Source organism: Caballeronia udeis (genome assembly GCF_001544555.2).
GTDB lineage: Bacteria > Pseudomonadota > Gammaproteobacteria > Burkholderiales > Burkholderiaceae > Caballeronia > Caballeronia udeis.
In genome coordinates this window covers 56,361-70,209 of record NZ_FCOK02000001.1, presented here as the reverse complement: position 1 = coordinate 70,209, position 13,849 = coordinate 56,361, and the positions used below count along the sequence as shown (strand labels likewise).

11 protein-coding genes are annotated in these 13,849 nt (G+C 61.4%); 3 read left to right on the top strand and 8 right to left on the bottom strand.

The features are described from left to right. The first annotated feature begins 119 nt into the window (after positions 1–119). From AWB69_RS00375 to AWB69_RS00365, 3 genes are all read left to right on the top strand, one after another. Entirely contained in the window at positions 120–626 is a 507-nt protein-coding gene (locus AWB69_RS00375) for a superoxide dismutase family protein (protein WP_407922999.1), read from the top strand. Positions 627–837: 211 nt separating this feature from the next. Continuing rightward, entirely contained in the window at positions 838–1,407 is a 570-nt protein-coding gene (gene dcd / locus AWB69_RS00370) for a dCTP deaminase (RefSeq protein ID WP_047896066.1), read from the top strand. A gap of 104 nt (positions 1,408–1,511) precedes the next feature. Then, on the top strand, positions 1,512–3,806 hold the full coding sequence (locus AWB69_RS00365; RefSeq protein WP_062080915.1) for an arginine/lysine/ornithine decarboxylase: 2,295 nt from the start codon (positions 1,512–1,514) through the stop codon (positions 3,804–3,806). Between the two features lie 100 nt (positions 3,807–3,906). Here AWB69_RS00365 and AWB69_RS00360 read toward each other — a convergent pair whose 3' ends face one another. From AWB69_RS00360 to ppc, 8 genes are all read right to left on the bottom strand, one after another. Further along, positions 3,907–4,848, bottom strand: a complete 942-nt coding sequence (locus AWB69_RS00360) for a bestrophin family protein (protein ID WP_062080913.1) — start codon at positions 4,846–4,848, stop codon at positions 3,907–3,909. Positions 4,849–4,979: 131 nt separating this feature from the next. Further along, entirely contained in the window at positions 4,980–5,417 is a 438-nt protein-coding gene (locus AWB69_RS00355) for a hypothetical protein (RefSeq protein WP_062080911.1), read from the bottom strand. Then, a complete protein-coding gene (locus AWB69_RS00350; protein ID WP_062080908.1) occupies positions 5,383–5,988 on the bottom strand; it encodes a helix-turn-helix domain-containing protein in 606 nt (201 codons plus the stop codon). The genes AWB69_RS00355 and AWB69_RS00350 overlap by 35 nt, the downstream gene beginning before the upstream one ends. A gap of 61 nt (positions 5,989–6,049) precedes the next feature. Then, positions 6,050–7,456, bottom strand: coding sequence for an argininosuccinate lyase (gene argH, locus AWB69_RS00345; protein ID WP_062080907.1), 1,407 nt, complete (start codon positions 7,454–7,456; stop codon positions 6,050–6,052). A 171-nt stretch (positions 7,457–7,627) separates the two neighbouring features. Further along, positions 7,628–8,413: an anti-sigma factor gene (locus tag AWB69_RS00340; RefSeq protein WP_062080905.1), complete on the bottom strand. Its 786-nt coding sequence runs from the start codon at positions 8,411–8,413 to the stop codon at positions 7,628–7,630. Further along, positions 8,413–8,997 carry a sigma-70 family RNA polymerase sigma factor gene (locus tag AWB69_RS00335; RefSeq protein WP_062081315.1) on the bottom strand — a complete coding sequence of 195 codons (585 nt, stop codon included), beginning with the start codon at positions 8,995–8,997 and terminating at the stop codon, positions 8,413–8,415. Before AWB69_RS00335 ends, AWB69_RS00340 begins: the two co-directional genes overlap by 1 nt. 371 nt (positions 8,998–9,368) lie before the next feature. Further along, positions 9,369–10,217: a helix-turn-helix transcriptional regulator gene (locus tag AWB69_RS00330; protein ID WP_062080903.1), complete on the bottom strand. Its 849-nt coding sequence runs from the start codon at positions 10,215–10,217 to the stop codon at positions 9,369–9,371. Positions 10,218–10,545: 328 nt separating this feature from the next. Continuing rightward, positions 10,546–13,599, bottom strand: coding sequence for a phosphoenolpyruvate carboxylase (gene ppc, locus AWB69_RS00325; protein ID WP_062081313.1), 3,054 nt, complete (start codon positions 13,597–13,599; stop codon positions 10,546–10,548). Between the last annotated feature and the right edge of the window lie 250 nt (positions 13,600–13,849).

The following is a 13,849-nucleotide window of genomic DNA, read 5'->3' as shown; positions in this document are numbered from 1 at the left end:
GGTGAACACACGGGGTGGTCGCGGGTCGCCATGAGGATCGCATGAAACAAAGATTCGACGGGCCTGAATCGCGCAGACTCCCTGCCGCGAGACACCCGGTTCCGAGCCTGGTGCCGAGTTTGAGCACGACTGTCAGCGCATTGGTCAGCGTCTTGCTGCTCGGCGGCTGCGGCCTTCTGTTCCAGAACCACGAAAAACGTGCCGACGCCACGTTGCAGCCGACCGGCGGCAATACGGCGACCGGCACGGTCACGTTCATCGAGCGTGCAGACGGCGTTCAGGTGTCTTACAACTTGTCGGGCATGCCGCCGAACAGCGAGCATGCGCTGCAGATCCATGAGCGTGGCGACTGCATCATCACGGCCTCGTCCGACGGCGGCCCCGTATTCGCACCCGCGTCCGAGCGCAGCGACTCCGGCTCCAAGGTGGAAGGCGACCTCGCCAGCATTCGCGCCGACGCGAACGGCACGGCGACGGGTTTCATCGTCGCGCCGGATGTGTCGCTCGACGGCGTGCGTTCGGTGTTGTCGCGGGCCATCGTGCTGCATCGCGACGGCGCGGACACCTACGCCATCGTGCCGCACGGCGCCGGTCCCGCGCTGGCGTGCGGTGTGATCAAGCAGTGATCTTTCAATGAAATCAGGCTGTTGGGGCGCGCGACCCGGCCTGTTGGCATAGCCGCGTCGCGAGAGCCGGCGCATCAAGTAAAATACGCGCTTCTCGTCTGGTCTGGCTGGCTTCGGCGTGCTTCTGCATCCATCCCGAGTCTCCGGCCATGCCCTGTTTCAAGCCCGGCGGCACTTCTGAGGCCGCCTCTTTCGTTGGGTAGCGTTCCCTATGAGCATCAAGTCCGACAAGTGGATCCGGCGCATGGCCGAAGAGCACAACATGATCGAGCCGTTCGTGCGCGATCAGGTGCGGGTGTCTGAAGATGGCCGCAAGATCGTGAGCTATGGTACGTCCAGCTACGGTTATGACATTCGTGTGGCAGACGAATTCAAGATTTTCACCAACATCAATTCCACGATTGTCGACCCGAAGAATTTCGACGAGAAATCGTTTGTCGACTTCAAGGGTGATGTCTGCATCATCCCGCCGAACTCCTTCGCGCTTGCGCGCACGGTCGAATATTTCCGGATTCCGCGCTCGTGCCTGACGGTTTGCCTCGGCAAATCCACGTACGCCCGCTGCGGGATCATTGTGAACGTGACGCCGTTCGAGCCGGAATGGGAGGGATATGTGACGCTCGAATTCTCGAATACGACACCTTTGCCTGCCAAAATCTACGCGAACGAAGGCGTGGCGCAGGTTCTCTTCTTTGAAAGCGATGAGATTTGCGAGACCTCGTACGCCGATCGTGGGGGCAAGTATCAAGGGCAAATCGGCGTAACACTGCCGAAGACCTGACGTTTCTCAATTATTCGAAACGTCATTGCAACGCTTTTTGAAAGACCGCTGGAATCGAGTACGCATTACTCGGCCAGCGGTCGTTCCATTTGGAGATTCGCCGCATGAAGTTCCGTTTTCCCGTCGTCATCATCGACGAAGATTTTCGCTCCGAGAACATTTCGGGTTCCGGCATCCGCGCCCTTGCCGAAGCGATCGAGCGCGAAGGCGTCGAGGTGCTCGGGCTGACGAGTTACGGCGACCTGACGTCGTTCGCGCAGCAATCGAGCCGCGCGTCGTGCTTCATCCTGTCGATCGACGACGACGAATTGCTGCCGTACGTGGACAACGTCGTGGTGGCTGAAGGCGACACGCCGGAACTGGCCTCCGCGATTGTCGCGTTGCGCGCGTTCGTGCAAGCGGTGCGCAGGCGCAATGCCGACATCCCCATTTTCCTGTACGGGGAAACGCGCACGTCGCGGCACTTGCCCAACGACATCCTGCGCGAACTGCACGGCTTCATCCACATGTTCGAGGACACGCCGGAGTTCGTCGCGCGGCACATTATTCGTGAGGCGAAGGTCTACCTCGACGCGCTCGCGCCGCCGTTCTTCAAGGAACTCGTGCAGTACGCGGAAGAAGGTTCGTACTCGTGGCATTGCCCGGGGCATTCGGGCGGAGTGGCGTTCCTGAAGAATCCGCTTGGGCAGATGTTCCACCAGTTCTTCGGCGAGAACATGTTGCGGGCGGACGTCTGCAATGCCGTCGACGAACTCGGGCAGTTGCTCGATCACACCGGGCCGATCGCGGCATCCGAGCGCAATGCGGCGCGCATTTTCAGCGCGGATCATTTGTTCTTCGTGACCAATGGCACGTCGACATCGAACAAGATCGTCTGGCACGCGACCGTTGCGCCCGGCGATATCGTGCTGGTCGACCGCAATTGTCACAAATCGATCCTGCACGCGATCACCATGACGGGCGCGATTCCCGTCTTCCTGACGCCGACGCGCAATCACTTCGGCATTATCGGACCGATTCCGCGCGACGAATTCAAGCCGGAAAACATCCGCAAGAAGATTGAGGCGAATCCGTTCGCGCGCGAAGCGCTGGCGAAGAATCCGAAAGCGAAGCCGCGCATCCTGACCATCACGCAAAGTACCTATGACGGCGTGATCTACAACGTCGAGATGATCAAGGACCTGCTTGGCGACCTGCTCGACACGCTTCACTTCGACGAAGCCTGGTTGCCGCACGCCGAGTTCCACGACTTCTACCAGGACATGCATGCGATCGGCGCGGGGCGTCCGCGTACGGGTGCGCTGGTGTTCGCCACGCACTCCACGCACAAGCTGCTTGCGGGGATTTCGCAGGCGTCGCAGATCGTCGTTCAGGACTCCGAGAACAGCACCTTCGACAAGCACCGCTTCAACGAGGCGTACCTGATGCACACGTCCACGAGCCCGCAATACGCGATCATCGCGTCCTGCGATGTGGCCGCGGCCATGATGGAGCCGCCGGGCGGCACGGCGCTGGTAGAGGAGTCGATTGCGGAAGCGCTCGATTTCCGCCGTGCCATGCGCAAGGTCGACGACGAATACGGCGACGAATGGTTCTTCAAGGTGTGGGGACCGGAAGCGCTCGCGGAAGAGGGCATTGGCGATCGTGAAGAATGGGTGTTGAAGCCGAACGACCGCTGGCACGGTTTCGGGCCGCTTGCCGAAGGCTTCAACATGCTCGATCCGATCAAGGCGACCATCATCACGCCTGGACTGGACGTGGACGGCGAGTTCGGCGAGACCGGGATTCCGGCCGCGATCGTGACGAAATATCTGGCGGAGCACGGCATTATCGTGGAGAAGACCGGGCTGTATTCGTTCTTCATCATGTTCACGATCGGCATTACGAAGGGCCGCTGGAATTCGATGGTCACCGAGTTGCAGCAGTTTAAAGACGACTACGACAATAACCAGCCGCTGTGGCGTGTATTGCCGGACTTTATTGCGCAGCATCCGTCGTATGAGCGCATAGGATTAAGGGATCTGTGTGAGCAGATTCATAGCGTCTATCGGGCCAACAATATTGCCCGACTGACCACCGAGATGTATCTCTCGAGCATGGAGCCGGCCATGAAGCCGTCCGAAGCCTATGCGAAGCTGGTGCATCGGGAGATCGATCGCGTGCCTATCGACGAACTCGAAGGGCGTGTGACCAGCATCCTGTTGACGCCGTATCCACCGGGCATTCCGTTGCTGATTCCGGGCGAGCGGTTTAACAAGACGATCGTGGACTACCTGCGTTTTGCGCGCGAGTTCAACGAACGCTTCCCGGGCTTCCATACGGATATCCACGGGTTGGTTGGTGAGATGATCAACGGGCGTATCGAGTATTTTGTCGATTGCGTGGCGCTCGAGCGCTGATGTGACAGCGTGAGAGCGTAGGAATGACAATGGCCCGCGAATGCGGGCCATTGTCATTGGTGGTCGGACTGCTCCAGCACTTGGCCTCTTTCTTGGCCGCTTACGTAACGATAAACCAGCGCTCGGTCACGCCCGGTTCCGGCAATGCCTTGGGTGGTCGCGCGAAAGCTGGATCGGCGGCCATATCGTGGAGTGCGGTTTCCAGCGAGTCGCATAGCGCGGTCAACGCCAGGTCGTTTTCTTCGAGACCGAACGGATCTTCGATCTGCGCCGCGATCGCCTCCAGCGACATGAACGCGTACGCGACCAGCAGCGCGAACAGGGGCGTGAGAAAACCTGCACCATCGACAAGCCCGAACGGCAACATCACGCAGAACAGATACACGGTCCGGTGGATCATCACCGAATACGAGAACGGCAGAGGTGTCGACGCCAGCCTTTCGCAGCCGCCAATCACGGCCGACAACTCGTTCAGGTTTTGCTCGAATGCGAGCACGCCGTAGCCGTCGAGTGCACCTTCGCGAGCGCGCGTGCTCGACCATTCGCCGAGCCATCGCAGGATCAGTGACGAGCGATATTGCGCTTGAACGACCCGCTGATAAAGCGTTGACGGAAGGTGCGTAGCGAGGTCGGGGAGTGGGTCGGTGCGACGCATTTCGTGGCGCAGCGCGTGACCAAGTGCACCAATTCCCGCGATGAACTCGCGCGTGTCTTCGCTTTTTACGCCGCGCGGCAATGTCAGCGCCTGCCGCGCGAGCGAGCGGCCGTGGATCAGCAACGAACCCCACAGCTTGCGGCCCTCCCACCAGCGCTCATAGCTTGCGCTATTGCGAAAGCCCAGGAACACGGCGAGCGCGATGCCAACCAGTGCGAACGGTGGCGTACCGAGTCCGACCGGATAACTTCGCACATGGTCGTGCATCACGATCGCAGCGACGGACAACACGAAGATCAACGCGAGGCGCGGCAGTAGTTGCGGCAGCACGGACCCGCGCCAGACGAACAGCATGCGAAACCAGTTGAGTTTGGGACGGGTGATCATGGGCGCGGATTTCGGATGGACGGAGAATTATCCGGGAAATGCTTCGTTCGCTGTCGGGGTGTGTCGATCAGTCGCCGCCTATGCGTCGTCAACGAAGGCGACGCCTATGTCCATTGCCGTCGACGAAAGGCCTACGCAAGTTCCGGCCGATTAGCGGTCAACCACGTCCGGACATCGTCGAGAAGCGCTGTTGCGCTCGACATGCATTCACGAACGGCCGCGTCGGTGACGAGATCGCCAGAATAGTCGGAAAGGTTGCGTTGTTTCCGCAGGGCGTCTAGCACGATCATCCGATCTGTCGACAAGCCGATAGTGAGCGTCAACGATTGAATCGCGGTCTGGTGATGTCCTGGCCGGCTGGTCAGCGTCCGGAATCCGTTGGCGTTGAGCGCCAGCATGGACAACTGCATGATGGCTTTATACGCAGCGTCGAAGCGATTTTCCTGGCTCAGTCCGTCGAGCCGTGCGTCCATCAAATTGCGCTGTGCGGCCGTGAGCAGGCGCGCTATGGTTTCCCGATTCGGAGCGATCGAATCAAGGGAGATTCCCAATAAGTTTTGCAAGGTCATGCTCGTTGCCCACCACGTAGAACTTCGGCTTGTCCATCAAATCCAGCGCGAACCCATCCTTGCGTTCAATACTGGCACGCCACTCATTCGCCGACATCACTACGGGATTGATCTCACGTCCCAGCGTGGCTTGTGCCGGATACAACTGCCTGACGACGTCGGCGAAACGGGTCTCGCCGATAATCATCACGTCGATATCGCTGTGAGCCGTTTCCTGTGCTCGTGCTACCGATCCGAACACGAACGCGACGTCGATCGATGCAGCACAAGACGCGAGTGCGTTGGCGATAACGTCAGTCAGTCCGGAGGTTTTCCGCATGATGCTGGCTAGCTCATCGTAAATCGGCGACGCGCGATTAGCCATATAGACCAATTGGTTAGCGCGCCGCTCGGCGACGAGAATGCCGGCCTCGGCGAGCTTGCTCAGTTCTTTATGAAGCGTGCCGGCGGAGGTGCCGGTCAGACGAGCAATCTCGCGGACGTGGAAGGACTCGTCCGGCCGAAGCAGCAGGAGTCCAAGAACACGCCGACGATAGCTGTTGAAGAGCGTTTCGGATGGAGAACGTAGCATGATTGGCTACGATCGTAGCCGATTCAGCTACGATATTCAAGCAAACGCATGAACTTCTTGATTACCCCAACGCCGCCCGAGCCGCCTTCGCCGCCGCCCGAACCTGTTCCGGCGCTGTTCCGCCGGCATGATTCCGGCTCGCGACCGAGCCTTCCAGCGTCAGGTATTCGAACACGTCCTCACCAATCAAACGCGCCACGTTCGGCAGTTCCGCGCGCATTTCGTCGAGCGTCAGGTCGGCCAGATCGCAGCCGCGGTCCACGCAGATCCGCACGGCCAGCGCTACCGCTTCGTGCGCATCGCGGAATGGCAGGCCGCGTTTCACCAGATAGTCCGCGAGATCGGTTGCCGTCGAAAAACCTTGCAACGCGGCTGCGCGCATGGCGTCCGGCTTGACCGTGATGCCCGCTGCCATTTCGGCGAAGATACGCAGGGTATCCGAGACGGTATCGACGGTATCGAACAGCGGTTCCTTGTCTTCCTGATTGTCCTTGTTGTACGCGAGCGGCTGGCCCTTCATCAGCGTCAGCAAAGCAATCAGATGTCCGTTCACGCGACCCGTCTTGCCACGCGCCAGTTCGGGCACGTCCGGGTTCTTCTTCTGCGGCATGATCGACGAGCCGGTGCAGAAGCGGTCAGCCAGGTCGATGAAACCGACCCGCGGACTCATCCACAACACGAGTTCTTCCGAGAAGCGCGATACGTGCGTCATGATCAGCGCGGCGGCCGCGGTGAATTCGATGGCGAAGTCGCGGTCCGACACGGCGTCGAGCGAGTTTGCGCAGATGCCGTCGAAGCCCAGGGTCTTCGCCACAGCGTGACGATCAATCGGATAGCTCGTGCCGGCGAGCGCCGCAGCGCCAAGCGGCAGGCGGTTCACGCGCTTGCGGCAATCGAGCAGGCGTTCGCTGTCGCGGCTGAACATTTCGACGTAAGCCAACAGGTGGTGGCCGAACGTCACGGGCTGAGCGACTTGCAGGTGAGTGAAGCCGGGCATGATGGTTTCGGCGTTTTGCTCGGCAATATCAATCAGCGCGCGGCGCAGCTCGACCAGCAATTCACCAATCCGGTCAATTTCGCCACGCAGCCACAGGCGGATGTCGGTCGCGACCTGGTCGTTACGCGAGCGGCCGGTATGCAGGCGTTTGCCGGCATCGCCGATAAGCGCCGTCAACCGCGCTTCGATGTTCAGGTGGACGTCTTCCAGATCGAGTTTCCACTCGAATTCGCCGCGTTCGATCTCGCCGCGAATCTGCGTCATGCCTTGCTGGATGGCCTGGAAATCCGCATCGCCGATGATCTTTTGCGCGGCCAGCATGGCGGCGTGCGCGAGCGACCCCTCGATATCGACGAGCGCGAGGCGCTTGTCGAAGAACACCGATGACGTGTAACGCTTTACCAGATCGGACATTGGTTCGTTGAAGCGAGCCGACCAGGCTTCGCCTTTTTTGTGCAGTTGGGACGTCATAGTGATGTTCGTAAGAGGACGGAAAGTCGATGGCAGGCGGCCGGGCATAGCGCAATCCGGATAGAAACCCGCGGAACTGGCGATTTTACAGGCAATGAGAACGGGCAACCATCGAACGGGCAGAAGGGGCGCCAAGTGGCGCCCCTTCTGCCCAGGATGAAACGACAACCGTCAAGCTGCGGGAATGACCTTACCCGTATAGACGACCGGGCCGGTAGGCCCATTTGGATTCGGCGATCCGCCGATTGGCTCCACCGACACCGCCAATACCGGATACGCATTCACAGAAGCCGCTTTGAAGCGCGCGGTTCCCCCGACGGGCAGCACCCCGAGCGACACCGGGTGCCCTTCCTTGGGCAGGCCCCAGAGCTGCATGGATTTATCGGAGGGATCCGACGAGCCGCTCAAGCGTCGAACGGTGACTTCGGAGGTCCGGTCGTCCCACGTCACCAGCATTCTCGCGTTCGATTTGTCATCGGCAAGCGTTGCCACATAACCAATCCGCGGTTCCTGGGCGACTTGCGGTGCGGGCGCCGGTGCAGGAACGGGCGCGACCGTCGACAGTTCCCGAATGGACACGACCAGCGCAATCGCTGCAATGGCTGTGGCGGCGATCGACCAGCCGCGCCAGAACGAGAGATTCTCGAACCAGCCCGGCTTCGGTCGGGTAACCGGAGCAGCAGGCGGAACCGGCCGGACCGCAGCCGCATCGCGCCGGGCATTCACCAGGTTCAAGCGCCGCTCGATAGCCGGCCAGATCTCAGGCGGCGGCGCGACCGCCGGCCCAATCTCGGTCATTGCCGCCAGCCGCAAACGCCAGGCTTCAACGGCCAGGCGGATCGCCGGATCGTGCTGCGAAATAGCTTCAAACCGTCTGCGCGACCGCCCGCGCAACACGCCGAGCGTGTACTCGGCAGCAAGTTGGTCTACCAGGCCTGCGTAGCGATGCAAATCCATCACAGACCTCCCAGGCACGTTTTGAGTTTTTCGAGGCCGCGCCGAATCCACGACTTCACCGTGCCAAGCGGTACTTTCAAGACGTCGGCCACTTCGCTGTGGCTCTGATCACGCAGATAGGCCAGCGCCACGGCCTGTCGCTGATTGGCTTCGAGCCGTTCCATGCAGATAGCGAGTTGCCGCGCTTCCTGGCTCATCAACATCTGCTCGGAGGGATCTGCCTCATTTGCCGGCAAGGTATCGTCCAACGCATCGCTCCACTCTGTTTCGGCGCTTGCCCCGTTGGCTTTTTGCCGCCGCAAATAATCGAGGGCCCGGTTGCGGACAATCGCCGCCATCCAGGTCATCGGCGCGGAGAGGCCTGCTTTGTAGTCGCCCGCGTATCGCCAGATATTGACGAACGCGTCCTGCAAAACTTCTTCAGCCCACTCACGCTTCACTAATATACGAAGCGCAAGGCCAAACAGTTTCGACGAAGTCAGGTCGTAGAGCGTGCGCAACGCGGCGGCGTCTTCACTCGCGACGCGATCGAGCAATTGCACGAGGGTGTCGGCGGTCGGATCATGGGGGAGTGTTGTCGTCATGGAACCGGTCGGGTAGGCGGCGCGATTAATCTTACAGAAATAATCGATATGAACCGCGCTGCTTTTTTTTGCATCCGGATGCATCCGTTTCGCGTTTGTCTGCGTATCACGGATACGGGCCCGCTTTCGGCGCGCGAAATTCGCGGCGCAACCTTGCGCAGCTCACCCTGTGTCCCCGTTCTCCTCCGGCCCTGCCGGGGAGATACGGATTTGCCCGACCGTAAAGGCCGGGCATTTTTTTCGGCTATCGCTATCGCTTTCGGTCAAGCAGCGCGCCGACAGCCTTGGTTCCTGTGCCTCAAACCATTTGCGGCGGCGTTTGGCGGTGGTCATCGTTTCTGGCCGGCCCGCAGAGTCCAAGCGTCGCCGAGCTATTCGCGGGGGCGTTCTGCCACGTCAGCACCTACCAGGATCACCAGCTTCAAATCCTCCCGATGCGCCGGCTTGAACGTAATCTGGTCGAACACCAGGCGCCCGCGCGTCGGATGATTGAATTCGCGCGCACCGCCTTCCCGTTCACCGACGTCCTGTGACGCCCAAAAACGCGCGAACGCATCGCTTGCGGCACTGAGCGAATCGATCAGCGCTCGCGTGGGGGCATCGTTCAGATGGCGGATCGAATCCGCCCGGAACTCCGCTACGAGCCGTCGCGCGCGCGTCTCCCAATCCACGATCAGGCTCTGCGCGCCGGGCGCTGTGAACGTGAAGCCAAGCAGATTACGGTCCTGAGCACCGTCCAGCCAACCGGTGAACAACGCCGCCGCTTGCGCGTTCCAGCGCAACGCATTCCACTGCCGGTCGAGCACGTAGGCGGGTGCATCGATCAATTCCACCGATTTCAACAGCGCTGCCGGCGCGTCCTGCGCCGCCGGATCGGGCTCGGCGGGATCGCGCTGGGCGGCCAGTTCGAACAGATAAGCCCGCTCGGCCCGCGATAACTGCAATGCCACGGCAATGCGCGCCAGCGCATCGGCGGACGCGGACACGGGTCGTCCCTGTTCTATCCACGTGTACCAGGTCGGACTGACGCCGCACAACTGGGCGACTTCTTCCCGCCGCAACCCGGGCGTGCGGCGGCGCGGGCCGGGCGGCAAGCCGACGGCCATTGGCGACAGCCGCTCCCGATGCGCGCGAATGAAGTCGCCAAGCGCATGAGCCGGGGTGGCGTCGAGTGGTGGCGGGGCGTTGGTGGTGCTGGTGGTAGTGGGTGACAAGGGCATGAGGCTCAATACGCGCTTTGGAAAATCTGACAGCGGCTCAGGGTGTTTAGATACCAGAATAACCGCTCAACTTGTACCGGTACAAGGCGGTCCTTATTGTAGCGTCGCGGCCGGCGAGTAAATACTGACGAAAACCTGTAGCGATGGATGAGACGCGGCGAGCAAACTGCCGACACGGTCGGCTCCCTTACTGCGGAAGCACACGGCATATCAAGTCAAGTGCCCCAGGAGCCCGGTGATTCACCCGGCCGCGAAGCAATGAAAAAGCCGGCTGTGCAGTGCACGAGCCGGCTTTTTCGATCAAGCAATCACGTTGCTACCTGGTGAATCACCCCGTATTACGCAACCCCGCCGCAATCCCATTGATCGTCAGGTGAATCCCGCGCCCGAGCCGCACGTTGTCATCCCCCGCACGATGGCGTTTCAGCAACTCCACCTGCAAGTGATTCAGCGGATCGAGATACGGGAAGCGGTTTTTAATCGACCTTGCGAGCAGCGGATTATTCGCCAGCCTCTCGTTGTTCCCGGTGATCTCCGACAGCACGCTCGACGTCCGCTCCCATTCCGCCACGATCCGGCCGAACACATGCTTGCGGAGTTTCTTATCGGTAACGAGCTGCGCATACCGCGATGCCACTGCAATATCCGTTTTCGCCAGCACCATGTCCATGTTCGACAGCAGGTTCGCGAAGAACGGCCAGGTCTTGTGCATCTTCTTGAGCGTATCGAGACGACGGGTGCGCTCGGCGGCGTCCGCTGACGCATCGAGGAAATCGGTCACCGCGCTGCCGAAGCCGTACCAGCCCGTGAGAAGCAGGCGGCATTGGCCCCACGAGAAACCCCATGGAATAGCCCGCAGGTCTTCAATCTTGCGTTGCTTCGGGTCCTGCAGTTTCCGCGATGCCGGCCGGCTGCCGATGTTCAACTCGGCGATCTCCGAGATCGGCGTCGATTCGAAGAAATACTCCTTGAAGCCCGGCGTTTCATAAACCAGCGCGCGATACGCAGCCATCGCCGAATCCGACAAGGTCTGCATGGTGGCTTCGAACAGCGGCAACTGCGGCGGGGTGTTCTCGTGCGGCAGAAGCGATGCTTCCAGCGTGGCCGCAACCACGAGTTCGAGATTGCGCCGCCCGATCTCCGCATTGCCGAACTTGCTCGCGATCACTTCGCCTTGCTCGGTCGTGCGGATCTGGCCGTCCACAGTGCCCGGCGGCTGCGACAAGATTGCCTGGTACGTCGGACCGCCCCCGCGGCCGACCGTGCCTCCACGGCCGTGAAAGAGCCGCAGCGTGGTCTTGTGCTGCTTGAACAAGGCGACCAGCGCCAGTTCGGCGCGATACAGCTCCCAGTTCGACGTGAGAAAACCGCCGTCCTTGTTGCTGTCGGAGTAACCGAGCATCACTTCCTGCTCGCCGCCTTGCAGCTCGACCAGCTTGTCCACGCCCGGCAGCGCGAAAAAATCGCCCATGATGTGCGGCGCATTGCGCAGGTCGGCGATGGTTTCGAACAGCGGAATCACCATCAGGCCATCGTGCGCGGGGTCTTTGGCATGCCCCAGACGCCCTTGCAGCAGGCCCGTCTCCTTCTGCAGCAGCATGACTTCGAGCAAGTCGCTGACCGTTTCCGTGTGCGAAATGATGTAGTTGCGCACCGAGCGCGTGCCGAACTTCTCACGCGTCACGCGCGCCGTTTCGAGCACGCCGAGTTCGCTCTTCGCGAGGTCGGAGTAATCGAAATAGGGGAGCCGCAGCGGCCTTGGCTGGGCAAGTTCGTTCAGCAGCAGCTTGACCTTATCGGCTTCCGGCAGGGCGGTGTAATCGTCCTGAACGCCCGCACGTGCAAGCAGTTCCGCGACTACCGCTTCGTGGATATCCGAGCTTTGACGCAAGTCGATGCTCGCCAGATGGAAGCCGAACACTTCAGCCGCGCGTGCCAGCGGCGACAAGCGCGGTGCGGACAAATACTCGCCGTGATGTGCGGCGAGCGATTCGATCAGCACGTTCAGGTCAGCGCCAAATTCCGCTGCCGATGCGTACGGTTTCGCCGGATGACGGCTGCGCGCCGGGACCACGCCTTGACCGAGCCGCGCGTCGGCGGACGCCACCAGCCGCGCATACACGCCGATCAGCGCGCGCCGGTAGGGTTCATCGGTACGATGCGGCGACGAATCCGGCGATGCATCCGCGAGCGTCTTCAGCGCGTCGCTTGCACCTGCCAGCAAATGCGACACCGACAACTCCGCGCCGAGCTTGTGTACCTGATCGAGATAATGTTCGAAGATCACCGTGGCCTGGCGCGTGATGGCGTGCACGAGCGTGGGCGCGGTGACGTTCGGATTCCCGTCGCGATCTCCCCCAATCCAGCTACCCATCTGCAGGAACGGCGGCAGACGCGCCGGCAGGCCGTGTTCGGTCAGCGCGGCCTCAATATCGGCGTATAGCGCGGGAATCTCTTCCAGAAACGTCGCGTGGTAATACGAGAGCGCGTTTTCGATTTCATCGGCGACGGTCAGGCGGGCGTCGCGCAGCATCCGCGTTTGCCACAGCGACGTGACGCGTGAACGCAGCATGGCTTCGTTGTGCGCCCGTTCGCGCTCGGTCAGTTCCTGATCACGCTCGGCCAGCAGCCGCGCGACTTCGTGCTGCGCGTCCAGAATGCTCTTGCGCGAGACTTCGGTCGGGTGAGCGGTGAGGACGGGCACGATGAGCGCGTTATCGAAAAACTTTTGCAGCGTAGCTTTCGCCGACTTCGCATTCGGGCTCGCCTTCAGCCGCTCGATGGCATAAGCCATCGTGCCGGGCTGCGGGGCGGAACCGGCGAGCGCGTGAATCCGCCGGCGCCGGTTGTGATGCCGGTCCTCGGCGATATTCGCGAGATGCGAGAAATAGCTGAACGCGCGCACGACGCTCACCGTCTGCTCGGGCGAGAGCGATTTCAAGCGCTTTTCCAGCGTCTGCGACGCCTCGTTGTCTTCCTCGCGACGAAATTTCACTGCCGTCTGACGAATCGTTTCGACAACATCGAACACTTTGTCGCCTTCCTGCTCGCGCACCACGTCGCCCAGCAGGCGGCCCAGATAGCGGATGTCTTCAAAGAGCGGCTGGTCCTTGTCGTCGCGCGTGCGGGACGAGGCTTTGGGCGCTTTGCCGTTCTTCACGGTTTCCGCGGGCGCGGGGTTGGCGGCAGCACGGCCGTTCGTCACGCGTTTGCTAGTCCCGGCCGCTGCCGTTTTCACGGGGACGGCGGTCTTGGACGCCTTGCTGACGGTGGTCGCGCGGCTACGAACGGCGGGCGTTGCAGCGGGTGCGGCGGAAGAAGCATCCTTCGATACAGCGTTGCGGCGGGGGCGGGCGTTGCGCGCCGATCCGGGAGACGTCACGTTGAATTCCTCTTGAAAGCCAGAGACAGGATACCGGCGCGGCCCGGCGCCAGAAACGATGAAAGGGCGCGAGACCGCCGGCCGGTGCGACGTTCGACTGCTTTGCCATGCTTCATTACTACGCAGCGGATGGAACGCGAGATGGCGAAGGTTTCCTACCGTGGCGGCGCGATAAAATGCGAGCCCCGGCGATGCCGTGCGATGCGGCACAACCTTGCTGTCTCCGTCCTGCCGCCTCGCTCGAAGCCCG